The sequence below is a fragment of the Spiroplasma sp. NBRC 100390 genome, from assembly GCF_001886495.1.
Taxonomy (GTDB): Bacteria; Bacillota_I; Bacilli_A; order Mycoplasmatales; family Mycoplasmataceae; genus Spiroplasma.
In genome coordinates, this window is the sequence record NZ_CP018022.1 from 570,573 (window position 1) to 588,377 (window position 17,805).

Consider the following 17,805-nt stretch of genomic DNA (forward strand, 5'->3'; position numbering starts at 1 on the left):
TGAATCTTTGCTTTTAATTAATTTACTTTTTTTAAAAAATAGGTATAATTTTAATTGAAAGAAATTATTGATAAAAATAATTGCTCAGAGAAATAGTGGTCGGTGGAAACTATTACCCTTTTAAACAGTGTTGACAACTTCATTATAAAAATTTAATAGATTTTGACAAAATAAAGCGCATTAACTAAAAGATAATGAAATAGGATGGCACCGCGATTTTTCGTTCCTAAGAAATCTTTTAGTTTTTTATTTAGAGAGGAAAGAAAGTTATGAATATTCAAAAACCACGGGGAACCGAAGACATCTATTATGAAAAAGCTAGTGAATTAAGTGCATTAGAATTAATTTTACGAGATATTGTGATGCAGTATAATTACCATGAAATTAGAACACCAATCTTTGAAGCAAAGGATTTATTTGTTCGTGCTGTTGGAAATGAAACTGATATTGTGACTAAAGAAATGTTTGAATTATTAGATAAAAAAGAACGTGAATTTGTGTTACGTCCAGAAGCAACAGCACCTGTCATTCGTAGTATTTTGGAAGAAAAATTATATGGGAAATATGAATTACCATTAAAATTGTTCTATTTTGGTAGTATGTTTCGTTATGAACGACCACAACACGGACGATTACGACAATTTAATCAGTTTGGTGTTGAAGTTGTTGGAGTTAAAAATTATTTATTAGATGTTGAAGTGATTTTACTTGGTTATAATCTTTTAAAAGCGCTTGGTTTGTCAAATCTTACTTTAAAATTAAATTATTTAGCAGTTGGGACAGAACGGTCAAAATACATTACAGTTTTAAAAACGTTTTTAAAAACACAAGATTTATGTGCTGATTGTGCTATTCGGGTGGAAAAAAATCCATTGCGAGTATTAGATTGTAAAATTGATAATAAAAAATTTGATCAAGCACCAAAAATTTATGATTATTTAACAGAAAGTGATCAAACGGAATTTAATAATTTACAAAATATTTTAACAAAATTAGCAATTCCATTTGTATTAGATCATAAATTAGTACGAGGATTAGATTATTATACTTCTCTTGTGTTTGAAGTTGTAGTTAATAAGCAAGAACGAGAATTGACTTTATTAGGTGGGGGAAGATATGACCAATTGGTAAGTAGTTTTGAACCAAGTTTAGATTACCCGGCAGTTGGTTTTGCCTTAGGATTAGAACGATTATTATTAACTTTAGCAGAAAATGAAATTAAGTTGGCTGATGAACCTTATTTAGATGTTTATTTAATTTGTTTATCTGATCATGCCCGTTATTTTGCATCATCACTATTATTACTATTGCGTGGAAGCGGTTTTCGTGCTGATTGTGATTATTTATCGAGAAGTGTTAAAGCACAGTTTAAATCATTAGAACGATTAAAAGCGAAGAATGCGATTATTATTGGTGATGAGGAATTGAAGAAAAATGTTGTTAAAATTAAAAATCAAACAACTGGAAAAGAGCAAGAAGTTAAATTTGAAAAAATTATTACATTTTTAAGTAAGGAGAATAAATAATGAAGAGAACACACACTTGTGGGGAATTAACATTAAAAAATGTTCAAGCAAAAGTTGTTTTAGAAGGATGAGTGGCTAAAAATCGCCGAATGGGGGGCATTATTTTCTTAGATTTACGTGATCGTGAGGGTATTACGCAGATTGTTGTTCAACCCGAGCATCCTCAGTATGAAATGATAAACAGTATTCGTAATGAATTTGTTGTTCGTGTTGAAGGGAATGTTGTTGAACGAAAAAATAAAAACTTAGAGTTAAAAACAGGGGAAATTGAAATTAGTGTAACAGCAGTAACAATTTTATCAAAAGCACAGACAACGCCTTTAATAATCAATGATGTTACTGATGCGTTAGAAGATGTGCGAATGAAGTATCGTTACTTAGATTTACGACGATCAGTAATGCAACAAAAAATTATGTTACGGAATCATTTAATTAATACAATTCGTCAATTTTTACAAGAACAAAAATTTATTGATATTGAAACACCAATTTTAAATAAATCAACGCCAGAAGGAGCTCGTGATTTTTTAGTCCCATCACGGCAAAGTTTACATAATTTTTATGCATTACCACAATCACCGCAGTTATTTAAGCAATTACTAATGTTAGCTGGATTTGATAAGTATTTTCAAATTGCAAAGTGTTTTCGTGATGAAGATTTACGAAGTGACCGGCAACCAGAATTTACGCAATTAGATTTAGAAATGAGTTTTGTTGAGCGAGAAGATATTTTTGCGTTAGTCGAAGCATTGTTTCGGGTTATTATGGCTGAAGTAATGAAAGTTAAAATCAAAACACCATTTCTGCAAATGAATTATGATGATGCAATTGAAAAATATGGAACAGATAAACCAGATACACGATATGATTTACAATTGTTTGATGCAAGAACTATTTTTGCTCAAACAACTTTTAGTATTTTTGCTAGTGCCTTACAAAATGATCTTAGTTTAAAAGGAATTTTTATTCCGCATTTAGTAACAAAAAAACAAGTTGAGGAATTAACTCGAATTGCACAACAAAATAAAGCAAAAGGATTAGCGTGAGTTAAACAAGAAAATAATGAATGAGAAGGGTCAATTGCAAAATTTATTAGTGATGCTGAAAAAATGGCATTATTAAAAATTAGTAATAATCAAACTGGAACGTTCTTTTTTGTTAGTGATGAAAAGACTGTTACTTGCCAAGCATTAGGAGCAGTTCGAGTTGAATTAGCAAAGATGTTTGCCTTAATTCCACCTAATGAATATCATTTCTTATGAATTGTTAATTGACCATTATATGAATGATCAGATGAAACAAACCGTTATGAAGCAGCCCATCATCCTTTTACTGCGCCAACAACAGAATACTTAAATAATTTTGAACAAAATTTAGCAACGGCACGTGCCAATGCTTATGACTTAGTATTAAATGGTTATGAAATTGGTGGGGGAAGTATTCGAATTCATGAAAGTGAGATTCAACAAAAAATGTTTGAATCATTACAATTAAGTTCCAAAGAAATTGAAAGTAAATTTGGTTGATTTCTAAATGCTTTCAATTATGGTGTGCCACCACACGGAGGTATTGCCTTCGGTCTTGATCGATTAGCAATGATTTTAACAAATAGTGATTCAATTCGTGATGTAATTGCTTTTCCGAAAAATGCTTCCGGAAGTGATCCAATGACCGAGGCCCCAAGTTCAGTTGATTCAAAGCAATTAGATGAATTAGGAATTAAATTAAAATAGAAATAATTAAGATAAAGAAGGAAACAAAATGTCAACGGATGAGAAAATGTTGTTAGTAACAAATAATGGAATATATCATTTTGCACCAAATATGATCACTAAACTTGGTGATTTAACAAATAATAGTTATCGTAAAAAAATTAAGTTTAAAGAAGAACTTTATTTTTTTGAGTATTTTAATCAAAATATTATTTGTTATAAAATAGATGGTTTGACAATTACAAAAATTAAACAAATATTATTACCTCAATCATTAGTGATAAAATGTATTAATTTTTCACAGTCAGGAACAGGAGAACTTCTTGTATATTATTTGTATCAGAAACACGGCCAAACAGGGATTTATTTAACCTATTATAATTTATTAAAAAATGAACAAACCGTTATTTTTGATGATAAATTGCAACTTAACGAAATTTTTGCTAGTTGTTCATTCCTTGAAAGGGAATATTTAGTGGTTACTTTTCCAGAAGATAATACTAAAAAATTAATTCGTTTTCATAATTATCAATGAGATATTATTGCTTCTTTTCGAGATGATGAAACTAAAAATGTTCTAATGATGGTTATTAATAACTATTTATATATTGCAATAGATTTGGTTTTATATCGAATGACAAACTCTTTAAAACCAACATTAGTTGTTGAAACTATTTTTGAAAATAAAAGCATTATTGGCTTAACTGCTAGTCCGGCATGAGACGATAGCCGTTATTTTTATTTGCTTTTGAATGATGGTAGTTTATATCGTAATAATATTTTAACTAATGATTTAATATTAATAACAAAGCTTACGAGTAATGATAATGTTGTTTTAACTGTTCAATCAATTAATTTTTGGGAAAACAATCTTCTTATTACTGGACAACAAACAGAAGATAATTTGGAAAGCAATATTTTCTTTTTTATCACACAAGATAATAATATTAGTGTCCATAAATTAGAAAATAACTTTAATATCATTGATATATGAGTATAATTTCGTAATTCTTTTGCTTTTTGAGGTGAAATATCAGGATAATACTTAATTAATATCTTAAAATATGTTAAAATATTATAGAAATTATAGGGTAGTTAATAGAATTATAAAAGGAGGAATTTTAAATGCCTTGATGAGCAGGACTTATTATAGGAATTGGTAGTTTAGTTATTGGTGGGGTATTAGGGTTTTTAATTACAAAAAAAATTGTTCAAAAACAATTACGTGATAATCCTCCAATTACTGAAAAACAAATTCGGGCAATGTATATGCAAATGGGGAGAAAGCCTTCTGAAGCAGACATTAAAAAAGTAATGAATTCAATGAAACGAGCTAAATAGTTTTGCTGAAGAACTTTGTTAATGTTTTGTAAATTTAGTTTTAAACGTCAATTAATAAAATAAGTCTTTTTAATAAGAGATTATAAATTTTATTAGTTGATGTTTTTTAATTTTGCGAAGGTTATTGTAAAAATAATTTTTACAAGAAAAGGTATATAATAATTATAATAGTTGATGGTTAGGGATTAAACAAAACAACAGGAGAGAAAGGAATAGTTATGAAAAAAATTTTAAGTTTAGTAAGTGTATTAATAATTAGTGGGACAAGTATGCCAACGTTCATTACCGTTAGCAAATATGAAAAACAAAATAATGGTACTAATACAAAAAATTATACTATTAATGGTAATGATGAACGTATTGAAACTGATAAAGACGATAATTTTAGTTATTTTGAGCTTTTGTTAAAACCAGAAACTTTTGAAAATTTAGCACACATTTATTATTCAAATAAGAACGATAAACGGTTATTTAGTAACACTTTTCTAGAATTTGCTAAAAAAAATATAACAGGAATATATGGGAATTCGCCTGACTATGCTCTTGGGGAAGCTATATGAGATCATTGAAATGAAATTATTGAGGTATATAAAAACAGTTCTAAAGACAAAAGAATAAAAATTAATTATAGATTATATACTTCTGTGATTTCTATGAATATTGATCATTTTAATGCTTCCATTGTCCCTAATGACACAATATTATATTCAAATTCATATGTTAAAAAATTAAATGATGATTTTAAAAGTGATTTAATAAAGTGAGAAAAAGTTGGTCTAGGAATCATTGAAGATAACAATAATAATTATATTTTTGATAGAATTAAAGTTCAATATCCTAATTTAAATATTAATGATGTTGAAATTATAAAAAAAGAAGAACTTTTGAGTCTTAGTGAAGGTTTTTTATTAAAATTAAAAATAAAAGATAATTCTAAAATTTATTCAATAGGAAATATAAAAAATGATTTTATTTTTAATACTAAAGTTAATTTGAAAAAAATCAATGATATTCTTGTTAATGATCCAAAAGTACAATTATGATTATATAATTTAAAAGATTGAAAAAAGCGAATAAAACGTGAAATTATAGAAGATGTTCCTAAACTTTCTGAGGCTCAAAAGAATATATGAAAAGATAACGTTGCAGAACAAATGAAAAGCTATATTAGAGATTGAGACTATATTTTAAATCTAATAGAAATTGATTTAAAAATAGAAAAATTAAATAATTCAATAAATAATTTAAAAAAAGATATTGACAATCTTAAACGAGAAATTAATAGAATAAATGAAAAGATTGATTCAATTTTAAGCCCTTCTGATAAATACTGCAGTACTACAACAAAAGTTGCTAGTCAAATAACTAAATATATTCCTCATTTTGGAGATGTTTTAAGTGAAGTATTTGGAATAATGTCTGTTTTGTGTCAAGTTTAAAAAGATTTAGTTTACTTAGGTTTATTGTTTACAATTTATTATATAGAGTAATAAGTGTAGTTTGATATTAAATAAAATAAATGTTTAGTATAAATGCTTAACAAAATGAATATAAATGCATTTTTTTAAAAAGACTGATTAGAACCCAGTCTTTTTAAATGATAAAAATAGTTTTAATTATGGGGTCTTTTTTTCAAGTTAAAATTGTAGTATAATATATAAGTAAAAACATATGGGGGTTTTAATAATGGGGGATATGAAAAAAGTCATTGATTATTGAGATGATTATGATCCAAATGAATTTGATCCAGCAAAACGTCCAACTTCAATTGTTAAAACAAATGATGATGAAATTCGTTTGGAACGAAACATTGTTAACAATGTTGAAACCACGGATGACTATGAAACATTTTCATATTATAATAATAAATTTAATGTTAATCAAAACCAGGATAATGAAGTTTTTAATGATAGTTATGATAAATTAGCAACCGATGATAAACTTGAAAGTTTATCAAATCGATCAGAAAAAATAGTTGAAGTTGATCAATCAGAAGAGTTAAATGATTTAGATGAATTAAATTTAAACAATGAAAATCGCTTTGTTCCACTTGATGAAAATGATACCCTTGAACCAGTTTTGGATGTTAATCAAATTTATGATCGTTGACAAAAATCAAAAACTAATTTAATTACACGGAAATTAGATGTTCTTCGTAATCGAGTACAAGAACCTCGTGTTGAAGGTCGCCGAAAATATAGTTTTCTTGTTCCTGAAACATTAGAAGAATTACTTAATAAACCAGCAAAAGTTGTATTGGATGCAACACCTCGTGCTGGTGGTGATGAAATTTATCCGGAAAAGAAATACTTTAATAATGCTGATTTACTGTTAAAAGTGCAAGGAAAAGTTGTTGGGAAACCAGAAGTTAATGATTTAGCAACTGATCAAAATCAGGAGAATTTAACTTTTACAGAAGAAAACATAACAACCATTCCTGATGAAAATTCAATGGATCAAAATCCTGTGATGAGTGATATCTTGAAAAATGCAAAGAAAAATATTGCAATCAGTAAAGAAGAAGCAATTTTTATTAACGAGAATGACGTTTTAGACCCTGACCATTTAAGTTATGAACAACGATTACGATTGTTAAAATTAGCCGCTGATCCAAATAATGAAGAACGAAAAAAATTGTTACAAATGAAGTTAAACAATGGTAGCTTGAGTTCATTATCAGAAATTGTTAAGAAACGATTGCAAAAAATCAATGCGGGTGAAATTGAATTAACAGAAGAAATAACTCAAAATAAAGCTGGTGGGCAAAATAACTTTTAATCGCCTAGAAACATCAGTTTTTGTTTTGTGAAAAAAACTAATTTTTATTAATAGACTCTATTAATGTTGTTATTTTCAAGTTATAATATGATAAATAAGTACAAGCAAAGGATGATTGAAATGATATTAGGAAATAGTGAAATTGCCTTTATTTTAATTGGATTTTTTGTTGTAATTAATATTATTGTGTTAATTTTTTTAGTTATTTCTTACCGAAATATTTTAGTACCAATTCCAAATTTAAATAATACTCCTAGTCAAACAATGACATCTTTAGAAGTGATTGATCGTTATTTAACCAAAAAGAAAATTAGTGGGTTAAAAGTAGTACGAAAACCACATCAAGTGTTAATTACTAATTCTTATAAAAAGAAAACATTTTATATTAATGATTTACAATTATATAGTCAGTCTTATTTTTTATCAGGGATGGGATTAGATTATGTTTTAGGACGTACTTTTTTTGCCACTCAATTACATTTGAAAAATCGTCATGTACGAACAATGAATTTTTTATTGTATTTAGCACCACCGTTATTATTATTTTTATTTTTCATACTATCAATCCTTATTATTGTTTTTTATGTTTTAACGAAAGTAAATCCAAACTTATTAGATTTTAATTTTTTTTATTTCATTGAACATTATGGCATTTTAAATTTAATCTTAATTTTTATCATTGGGGCATATTTAATTTTATTAAGCTTTAATGGTCATTTTAAACAAAACTTAGAAAATTTGTATGAAACAGAAATGCGGCCATTTGTTAAAAAAGAATTTCCTGAATTATATGATGATTGAATTATTGCTCGTAGTTATTCTCGTGGGGTACAATTTACCTATTTATTTGGTTATAATTTTATTTTTAAACGGCTTTATAAATATACTGGTCCATTTGGTTTATAAGAATAGGGTAGGGGAGTTTTGTTATGAAGGTTATTTTTCATATCGATATGAATAGTTTTTTTGCTAGTTGTCATCAAGCATTAGATCCACAATGGGAAACAAAACCATTAGTGGTTTCTTCACCGTCACGAAGAGCAATTGTTACAACATCAAATTATGCAGCACGAAAATTAGGAATTAATAGTCCAATGCCATTATATAAGGCAAAAGAAATTTATCCTAATTTAGAAGTTGTTAATCATGATTTTGGGTTATATGTTGAATTTGCTCAAAAATTATTTGATTTTATTAGTACGCATTATACCAATCAAATTGAGGTTGCTTCGATTGATGAATGTTATATTGATGTAACAGATATTTATCTAAAATATGGTTCAGCAATGCAGTTAGCAGTTAACATGCAACAAAATGTTTTTCAACAGTTAGGATTACCAAATAGTATTGGTATCTCGTATAATAAATCTTTAGCAAAAATTGCTAGTGATTTAAAAAAACCAATGGGAATTACGTTAATTCGTCCAGAAGATGTTCCAAATCTTGTTCATCCGTTACCGGTTAATAAACTATTTGGGATTGGTCAACAAACAACAAAACGGTTAAATGCGCTTGGAATTATGACAATTAAAGATTTAGCAGAGTTTCCTGATTTGCCTTTATTAGAGACAATATTGGGTAAACCAGCAATTAGTTTTGTGGAACGAGCAAATGGTGGAGGAAGTGACGAATTATTATTTGAACATAATCAATTAAAACAAATTGGAAATGAAACAACATTAGAATATGATTTAATTGATTTTGAAGAAATTAAAAATAAAATTTATTTATTAGCAAAACATGTAAGTCAACGAGCGCAAAAAAGAACAATGGTTGGTAATGTTATTTATGTTACTTTAAAAAATAGTAATCGGAAACGTTTTACCAAACAAAAAACAATCCAAAAATTTACTAATTTGCTAGATGAGATTTATTCAACTGCTGTTAGCTTATTTGACCAATTTTGAACAGGTGAACCAATTCGATTAATTGGTGTTGGGTTACGAGGAATTATTAGTAAATATGATATTAAAGAGCAAGTTTCTTTTGATTCATTACCTAACTTTCAAGTTGAAGGTTCAACAGTTAAGTTAATTAAAGAAATTAATAAGAAATATCGCAAAGATATTTTATTAACTGGTCAAAAATTAGAGGAATTAAAATATGTTTTACAGGCACAAACAAAATATATTCAAGCAGATCAACGAATTTTAGATGAAACAAAGCTAAGGAGCAAGGATAATGAGTAAGAAAGTTATGATAATTCCACCAACTAATAAGAAAAACTCTAAAATTAGTGGTTTCTATTTAATTAAAAATTATATTACTAATCCAAATATTGAAATTGGTGATTATACTTATTATCATTGTGATCAAGAGCAAGAAGCAATTGAATTTCAAAATAAAAATATTTTATATCATTTTCCTTATTTAAATGATCAAATTATTATTGGAAAGTTTTGTTCAATTGCTAAAAATGTTAAATTTTTAATGAATGGTGCTAATCATAATTATCAGAATTTTTTAAGTTATCCATTAGCATTTTTAACGGATGATCAAAATTTAATTACAACGCTTCGTGACGATACCCCACAAAAAGGAAATACAGTTATTGGTCATGATGTTTGAATTGGCTATAATGCTATTATTTTACCTGGTGTTAACATTGGCGTTGGTGCTGTAATTGGTGCTGGTAGCATTGTAACAAGAGATATTCCACCTTATGCCATTGTTGGTGGTAATCCGGCCAAAATAATTAAGTATCGCTTTAGTGCCAATAAGATTGCAACTATGTTGGCTTTAGAATGATGAAACTGAGAAGTAGAACAAATTTTAACTGAAATAATTAAATCAGAAAAATAAAAGTTATAAAATAAATAATAAAAAGAAAAGGGGAGTACAGTAATTTAATCTGTTAAGAACCCCTTTTCTTTTTATTATATTTCTCTTTTGCCATTGCTTTAGTAACTGCTTTTTCAATTAAATCTTCAATTTCATCAGTTGTTAAGACAACGGTTTTATTATTTGTTTTTGTTTTAGTTGTGGAATTATTAGCACTAGTTGTTTTTGGTTTCGGCTTTTTGGTAGCAGAAATAGTCTTATTAGAACCATTTTTAACTGTTTTTGTCCTACTATTGGTTGCGATTTTTGGTTTCGATTTGTCTGAGACACTTTTTTTTGTTTTGGTTTCTTCCATTACTTTATTTAATTGTTCTAAGTCAGTATCGTCAAAATTAATTGTTGTTGCTGTTAATTGTTTTTCTTCTGGACTTTTAATTCGCTCAATACCACGATTAATTCGATAAGCATGGTCAATTATTTCTTGTAATCCAGATCCTTGTTGATTAGAAGTAGGGGAACCTGAGTCAGAATTTGGATTACTTTGGGTCCCATTAACCGATGCTCGCAAACGTGCCATTTTAGCTTTAATATCATTTTCATCAACACCAACACTTCTCCCCTCTTCGTTTTCCAGTCCCAATTTATTTTTAATTGTACTATTATTTTTTTTCGCATTTTCTAAAATATATTGAATTGTTCCTTTTTCCGCCTGTTGTGTTTTTTCTGGTTCAGTAGTAGCCGTTGGGTTTAGCATACGTGCCATTTTAGCTTTAATTTTTGTTTCATTTGCACTTGAAATGGCTTTATTACTGTTTTCTGGACATTCATGAATTTTCATATGAACTGGACAAAATGTTGGTACTCCCATTGTAAAACTCCCCTACTCTTTTTATATTTATTCTTATTATAACTTAAAATGGTAGCATTTAAAATAGGAAAAAGAATTTTGTTAATATTACATAAAGTTGTATAATAACTTAAAAATAGGAGACATCTTAAAATGAAAACCAACAGAATTGATTGAACTAAAACAGATCAGGAAATAGTAGCATTTATTAATACATCAACAAAAGCATATACTTTTTTAAATGATGAAAAGTGATATATTGGTAAAGCACGAGTACTATTACCAGATGAAACATTTGTGATGGTTATGAAAATCTTTTTTCCCGGAGAAGTTATTAATAGTGATGAAGAAGGAATTTATGTCCAAACGGGAACTGGTATGATTAAAATTTTGGCATTACAACCACCAGGTCAGAAGATGACACCAGCCGGTATCTTTTATACATCAGAACAAAGACTAGGATTAGGAAATTGATTTGATCGTATTAGTTTTGAAAAGAAACAGAATATTTCATAATCATAATAGAATTTTATCAGTATTTATTCAGCATGACTTAATTTAAGATAGACCAGTCTTTTAATTTCTTTAATGTTTATATAATGAATAATAAAATATTAAACTTATGGTAAAATATGTTTACTAAATCAAAATAGATTTAGGTTATTTCATGATATAAATAAATTTTAAAAAAATGTAATTATATCAAAATTAATAACCTGTATTAATGAAAATATAATATTTATTTTCATTTTTTTTATTTTTACAAAAATAAAAAATTATTAATAATACAATGAAAGTAAAGGAGAAAACATTATGAAAAAAATACTTAATATTTTAGGAATAATAATTGTAGGAAATTCAATGTTAACTGGTGCTACAGTAAACTTTGATAAAAAAGAACAAATTAAAATTTTAAAAAATAATGAAATAAATTTTAAAAAAGATAAGTTAGAAAAAACAAAGCGGGTGAAGAGGCAAACAACACCCAATCCCCTTCCAGGTCCTTCACGTGCTAGGATTTTCAGTGTTGTTGTAAACGCTAATTTAGGAGAGTTACCAAATAATGAAAAAAGAACTATTTTGCAACGAATTGCTGAATTAAATCCTAACTTAGATGTAACACAAATTTGACTTACATTTGATAATTTTAATCAAGATGGTAGTCAATCATGAACCATCAGAGCTAGAGAAAATAGTCAAATTTATGTTGGGGCACGGAATGTTCGTTTTCATGTTAAACCTAGCTCATGTAATTTTTTGTCACAACAAGATCGAGACAATATTTCATTAACTTCTTTGTGTACGGTTCTTCAAAATACTGATTTAGGAGAACTGCCAAATAATGATGAAGCAACTATTTTGCAACGAATTGCTGAATTAAATCCTAACTTAGATGTAACACAAATCCAAATTGTGTTTAATAATTTTAATAAGGATGGTAGTCAGTCGTGAAGAATTAGAGCTAGAAGAAAAAGTCAAATTTATGTTGGGGCACGGAATGTTCGTTTTTATGTCAAACTTAGTTCATGTGATTTTTTGTCACAACAAGATTTAAACAATATTTTATTAATTCCTTTGTGTACGGTTCTTCAAAATACTGATTTAGGAGAACTGCCAAATAATGAAAAAAGAACTATTTTGCAACGAATTGCAGAATTAAATCCTAACTTAGATGTAACACAAGTTGAAATTGTGTTTAATAATTTTCATCAGGATGGTAGTCAGTCGTGAAGAATTAGAGCTAGAAAAAATAGTCCTATTTATTTTGGGGCACGAAGTGCTCGTTTTTATGTCATGCCACATTCGAATTTTGCTCATCTTCATATTGTCAATATTGTTCTTAATACTGATTTAGGAGAGTTACCAAATAATGAAAAAAGAACTATTTTGCAACGAATTGCAGAATTAAATCCTAACTTAGATGTAACACAAGTTGAAATTGTGTTTAGTAATATTAATCAGGATGGTAGTCAGTCGTGAATAATTAGAGCTAAAGGAAAAAGTCAAATTTATGTTGGGACACGGAGTGTTCGTTTTTATGTTGAACTTAGTTCATGTGATTTTTTGTCACAACAAGATTTAGACAATATTTTATTAATTCCTTTGTGTACGGTTCTTCAAAATACTGATTTAGGAAAGTTACCAAATAATGAAAAAAGAACTATTTTGCAACGAATTGCAGAATTAAATCCTAACTTAGATGTAACACAAGTTGAAATTGTGTTTAATAATTTTAATCAGGATGGTAGTCAGTCGTGAAGAATTAGACCTAGAAAAAATAGTCCTATTTATGTTGGGACACGGAGTGTTCGTTTTTATGTTGAACTTAGTTCATGTGATTTTTTGTCACAACAAGATTTAGACAATATTTTATTAATTCCTTTGTGTACGGTTCTTCAAAATACTGATTTAGGAGAACTGCCAAATAATGATGAAGCAACTATTTTGCAACGAATTGTTGAATTAAATCCTACCTTAGATATAACACAAGTGGTTGCTCATTTTGCAAGAATTGATAATAGTGGATCTTTTGTTTGAACAATTGCCCCTACTGAAAATTCTAACTATAGATCAATGGTTCAAGTTCATTTTAAAATTTGTCATAATTTAATTGTAAATTATGTACAAATTCCAAAAATAAATGTTGATATAACACCACCCATAAATACTAATCAAAAACTTGGGTGAAAAGAAGTTATTGCTTCAAATTTAATTTCAATTATTGGATTAACTGCCGTTTCCAAAATAACGGGGATAACATTAACCAAAGTGTTAAAAACAGTTGGTAATTATTTTAGATATAATTTATCTTCATCGCAAGTTGGGACAGCAGCAGAGACCCCCGAAACAGTAGAACTAATACCATTACTATCATCAAGTGCACCAGAAGTTTTACCTGCTGCCGGGGTAGGAACAGTAATTGGGGCTGAAGCAACAGCCAGTACAGCATTAGCTCCTGAAACATTTGGGTTATCAGCTTTAATAGGATTAGTTATTACTGGGACTACCTCGGTAATTTGATGATTAAATAATGGTTCACAATCAATTAAAGAAAAATCACATATCCAATATAATAAAATTAAAAAATATTATAATTTTTTAGCTCATGATCAATTAAAAATAAGAATTGATTCCTTCAAATGAAAAAAGATAAGTCAAACCTATCAACAATTCTTTAATAATTATCAAAAATTTTTATATATAATCAAAAAAGAAATCATTAATTTTTATAAAGAAGGTCATAGCGGCTGAAACGGAAATATTAGTGAAAGTGATATTGATATTTTAATTAAAGTTATATTCGATAATTTTAAAAAAATAAATGAAAAATACGTTGCAAATTCTTTGAGTGATTGAGGAATTGTTACAAATACAATCGGTAGTTACTTTTCAATTGAAAAAATAAGCTCTAAGTTTTTTTAATAAAAATATCATAATTAGTATTATATTGCCCTTTTATTAGTTTTTGCTTTATTAAAGCAGGTAAAAATAAAAATCTACTTTGGAAAAATATTTTATTTTATTAAAAAATAAAAAAATATTGTATTATTTTTAGTTTAATAGTATACTATGAGTAAGGAAAAATATTTTTCCTAAATCTCTAAAGTAAACAGAATAATTATATTTTTAAGGGTTTATAATTACACTACTATCTCTCCCCTTTAGGTTATCTCTTATCTTTTCTTTTTATATAAGTTACCATAAAATAATTTTAAATAAACCCTTATTTTCGCCAAAATAATTATTCTTGTTTTCCAAACAGAAAAAAAGAGATTATTTGTTTTCCCGACAAGTAATCTCTTTTAATTTGTAACATTAATTTGTTCAAGAAATTGAAATGTTTTTTTTCCAATAATTACTTTTTTTTCTGTTTCACCATCAAGAGTATAAAGAACTTTGTTAAAAAAACCATTTATATCAATCCCAATAATTTGAGTTAAGGCAATTTCTTCGTCTAGAAAGAAGATTGTGTGATCATTAACTTTAATTCATAAGCTATTATTAACTAGAGTTTGAATAATTAAGTAGCTGAGAATTAAAACATAATTACAAATTGCAATAATAACATATAAATAAACTAGAATGTTAGGAATATTTGTTAAGGTCATTAATAAGATATAACCAACAATAATAAACACATTGATTGGTGTTAAGATAAAATAAATTGTCACAAAGATGAAAATTAACATTTGTTTTCATCGGTATTCGCTAGTAAAATGGATGTTTTCTTTTTGTCTTTGATAATGTAAAAAAAATAAAATATGAAAGGTATATAATGCAAGCATTAGAATTAAACTAAAAATTAAAATAATATGCATTGTCATTTGTTATATCCCTTTCTGTTGTCATACTTTAAAAATTGTCATTGATATTTTAACATCATTTGTAATAAAACGGTAAATTTTTTCATTTGTACTAATAAAAAAACCAATTTGATATAAGCCATTAAGATTAAAAACACTGGGTAAAGCAAAATTAATATCCTGTAATCAAATTATCAAATTTTGTTGCTTTGCAGTAATTACTAAACGATGATTAGTGACATAAATGTCGCCACTAATCGTTTCACTTCCTGAAACAGAAGTAAGATTTAGATAACCAGGGAGATTCTCAATATGATATTGCAGATTAATTGGTGGTCTTAAATAATATCCGTTTTGATCAAGTTCTTTTTTCTTTACAATTTCATAACCATTAACTTTATCATGATAATAACATCTTTCGTTTTTAGGCAATTCATATCTAATTGTAATTTCAGTTAATGAACTATTTAAAAATGAAAGATTATGATCAATGTCAGTTTGTAATGCTTGGTTCTTTTGTTTAAATTGCTTAATTTTTTGTTGTTGAAATAATGCTAAAATTAAAACAATAATAATTGCTAACCCCAAAATACTTACAAATAAAATAATTCCAATTCAATAACTAGCCATTATTTTTTCACACCTTATAGATTAAATATGGAATTTCAAAACCTTTTACAATAATCATAAAACGTTTTTGTTCAATGTATAAATAAAACCCTTGTAGTAAAGTATTATTTATGCGAAAAATGCTTAATTCAAGATTATCAATTTTTTTTAAATCTCATATTGTTGTAATGTCGTTATTGATAATTAACATTCGTTGGTTGGTAATAAAAAGATGACCCGTTTGGAATGGCACTTGTTCAATTAATTTAATCTTTTTACCATCACCATAGCCAACACTAATACCGTTATCAAAAGGAATATGATATTTTGATTGAGGCTGATAAGGAACTTTTGGTGTTTGACGATGAAGGTAAATCGTAACGGGTGTATTACCAAAAACTTTTTCACCAGGTTGTAATTTGAATTTAACACTAATTTCTTGTAATGATAACATTGAAAATTTATTATTAATGTATTCTTGATTGTCTACTTCTAATTGTTTATAAATTTCATAGAATAAATGTTGCTTTTTATGATAAAACCATATAAAAAAGCTAATAAAAATAATTAATAAAGCAAGAAAAATAGCAATTATAATTCATCCTAATGTTGTCATTGTCATCCACTTTCTATTTTAAAATATTAATTCCATTATTAAAATTATTAATAAAGGTTTGTAGCATCAATTCTTCAGCTGAATTTCGTGGTTGTTCAAACCGATTATAGTAATAAATATTAATTAATTCTTTTGTTTTTTGGTTTAATTTATCATAGTATTTTTTATCAATTAAAGAATGCGTTCCTTGATTAATAATAAGACTAGAAATAAAGTTTTGTCATTGCTTTTCATTTTTGATTTTTTCTTCTCATTCAGTAAAGTAAGTATTAAAAATTCGATTATTTTTATGATAGATAAAATGAACTTCTCCATTTTTTTTATGATTAACCAACCGACTATATAAAATTTTATTCGGTAAAAATGGATTATTAGGTGAGTTAATAGCTTGGAATGTAATTGGTGTTAATTGCGCTAATAAAATATCATTTCAAGTAATAGAATGGATTTCTTTTGGTAAAATAATCTTTTTAATGACATAATTACGATTTTTATTATCAAGATTATTAATTAAACGATATAGTTCTAATTCATAAATTAAATGTAATTTCATAATTCGACGTAATTTAAAGGTTAAAATTACTTGTTCAGCAACAGTTAAATGATGATAAAAGTCTAAATAAGTTTGATAAAGTACTTGATGATCAATTAAGTTATCATTGATATTTATTAAAAGAGCTGCTAATTGAGGCGAAAGTTCTCGTTCTTGGGTTAAATATTCATTAAGATGATTTTGACAAAAAACATTAAATGAATAAGGAACCTGTTTTTCGTCTGTTACATCTAAAAACGGTGTTTTAATATTTTTAAAAAAATGTTTTGAATGATAACGATTTAAATAATAACAATTTTTACTTGTACTAAGTGGATAAAGGTTATGCTGTGCTACTTTATTGTTGCAATCTTGTAAGATACATGTTTGATTTGAACATTCTTGTAAAACACGTTGATAATGGGCTGTTTCTTGTTGAAGATATGGTTCTTTTAAGGTTGGATCCCCTACTGCCTGTAAAATTGAAATATATTCTTCTCGTTTTTTTTCTGAATTTAATACTTTTGATTTACAACAAGTTTCATACTTTTGTTTGCTTAAACAAATACAATCTTCATTATCAGCAAAGGTAAAAATTGGGCGGTAATATTTGTGCAAATAATCTAATTGGTCATCATCTAAATAATAGCTTTTTAGTAAAGCATCAAACATTGCTTGTTCTGACCCTTTTAAATTGTGCTCTAATTGTTTTTCTAATCCATCTTGCATTTATGAATTCCCCTCTTAATTAATGTTCTT

Annotated in this window: 16 protein-coding genes; 11 read left to right on the plus strand and 5 right to left on the minus strand. The window is 27.0% G+C overall.

Annotated elements, in window-relative coordinates; genetic code table 4:
• Positions 1-269: 269 nt before the first annotated feature.
• The 9 genes from hisS to S100390_RS05660 all read left to right on the plus strand — a co-directional run bounded on the left by hisS (position 270) and on the right by S100390_RS05660 (position 10,159).
• On the plus strand, positions 270-1,526 hold the full coding sequence (gene hisS, locus S100390_RS02580) for a histidine--tRNA ligase (protein ID WP_070406730.1): 1,257 nt from the start codon (positions 270-272) through the stop codon (positions 1,524-1,526).
• Entirely contained in the window at positions 1,526-3,259 is a 1,734-nt protein-coding gene (gene aspS, locus S100390_RS02585) for an aspartate--tRNA ligase (RefSeq protein WP_070406731.1), read from the plus strand. The genes hisS and aspS overlap by 1 nt, the downstream gene beginning before the upstream one ends.
• A 28-nt stretch (positions 3,260-3,287) precedes the next feature.
• Positions 3,288-4,238 carry a hypothetical protein gene (locus S100390_RS02590; protein ID WP_070406732.1) on the plus strand — a complete coding sequence of 317 codons (951 nt, stop codon included), beginning with the start codon at positions 3,288-3,290 and terminating at the stop codon, positions 4,236-4,238.
• Positions 4,239-4,363: 125 nt separating this feature from the next.
• Complete coding sequence (locus tag S100390_RS02595) at positions 4,364-4,579, plus strand: YneF family protein (protein WP_070406733.1); 216 nt, start codon at positions 4,364-4,366, stop codon at positions 4,577-4,579.
• A 218-nt stretch (positions 4,580-4,797) separates the two neighbouring features.
• A complete protein-coding gene (locus S100390_RS02600) occupies positions 4,798-6,018 on the plus strand; it encodes a hypothetical protein (RefSeq protein WP_070406734.1) in 1,221 nt (406 codons plus the stop codon).
• A gap of 247 nt (positions 6,019-6,265) precedes the next feature.
• On the plus strand, positions 6,266-7,357 hold the full coding sequence (locus S100390_RS02605) for a hypothetical protein (RefSeq protein WP_070406735.1): 1,092 nt from the start codon (positions 6,266-6,268) through the stop codon (positions 7,355-7,357).
• 120 nt (positions 7,358-7,477) lie between these two features.
• On the plus strand, positions 7,478-8,263 hold the full coding sequence (locus S100390_RS02610; protein WP_070407259.1) for a hypothetical protein: 786 nt from the start codon (positions 7,478-7,480) through the stop codon (positions 8,261-8,263).
• A gap of 23 nt (positions 8,264-8,286) precedes the next feature.
• Positions 8,287-9,546 carry a DNA polymerase IV gene (gene dinB / locus S100390_RS02615; protein WP_070406736.1) on the plus strand — a complete coding sequence of 420 codons (1,260 nt, stop codon included), beginning with the start codon at positions 8,287-8,289 and terminating at the stop codon, positions 9,544-9,546.
• Complete coding sequence (locus S100390_RS05660) at positions 9,539-10,159, plus strand: CatB-related O-acetyltransferase (RefSeq protein WP_197490516.1); 621 nt, start codon at positions 9,539-9,541, stop codon at positions 10,157-10,159. Before dinB ends, S100390_RS05660 begins: the two co-directional genes overlap by 8 nt.
• A 52-nt stretch (positions 10,160-10,211) precedes the next feature.
• On the opposite strand, the gene S100390_RS02625 is transcribed toward S100390_RS05660, so the two are convergent.
• On the minus strand, positions 10,212-11,006 hold the full coding sequence (locus S100390_RS02625) for a hypothetical protein (protein ID WP_070406737.1): 795 nt from the start codon (positions 11,004-11,006) through the stop codon (positions 10,212-10,214).
• Between the two features lie 132 nt (positions 11,007-11,138).
• Here S100390_RS02625 and S100390_RS02630 point away from each other — a divergent pair, with 132 nt between their 5' ends.
• Entirely contained in the window at positions 11,139-11,501 is a 363-nt protein-coding gene (locus S100390_RS02630; RefSeq protein WP_070406738.1) for a hypothetical protein, read from the plus strand.
• Positions 11,502-11,798: 297 nt separating this feature from the next.
• Positions 11,799-14,408, plus strand: a complete 2,610-nt coding sequence (locus tag S100390_RS02635; protein WP_070406739.1) for a hypothetical protein — start codon at positions 11,799-11,801, stop codon at positions 14,406-14,408.
• A 380-nt stretch (positions 14,409-14,788) separates the two neighbouring features.
• On the opposite strand, the gene S100390_RS02640 is transcribed toward S100390_RS02635, so the two are convergent.
• From S100390_RS02640 to S100390_RS02655, 4 genes are read right to left on the minus strand one after another with little or no spacing between them, the layout of a single operon-like run.
• Positions 14,789-15,310 carry a hypothetical protein gene (locus tag S100390_RS02640; protein WP_070406740.1) on the minus strand — a complete coding sequence of 174 codons (522 nt, stop codon included), beginning with the start codon at positions 15,308-15,310 and terminating at the stop codon, positions 14,789-14,791.
• A 3-nt stretch (positions 15,311-15,313) separates the two neighbouring features.
• Complete coding sequence (locus tag S100390_RS02645) at positions 15,314-15,919, minus strand: hypothetical protein (RefSeq protein WP_070406741.1); 606 nt, start codon at positions 15,917-15,919, stop codon at positions 15,314-15,316.
• Positions 15,912-16,514, minus strand: coding sequence for a hypothetical protein (locus S100390_RS02650; RefSeq protein WP_070406742.1), 603 nt, complete (start codon positions 16,512-16,514; stop codon positions 15,912-15,914). Before S100390_RS02650 ends, S100390_RS02645 begins: the two co-directional genes overlap by 8 nt.
• A gap of 13 nt (positions 16,515-16,527) precedes the next feature.
• Complete coding sequence (locus tag S100390_RS02655) at positions 16,528-17,775, minus strand: hypothetical protein (RefSeq protein ID WP_070406743.1); 1,248 nt, start codon at positions 17,773-17,775, stop codon at positions 16,528-16,530.
• Positions 17,776-17,805: the final 30 nt, after the last annotated feature.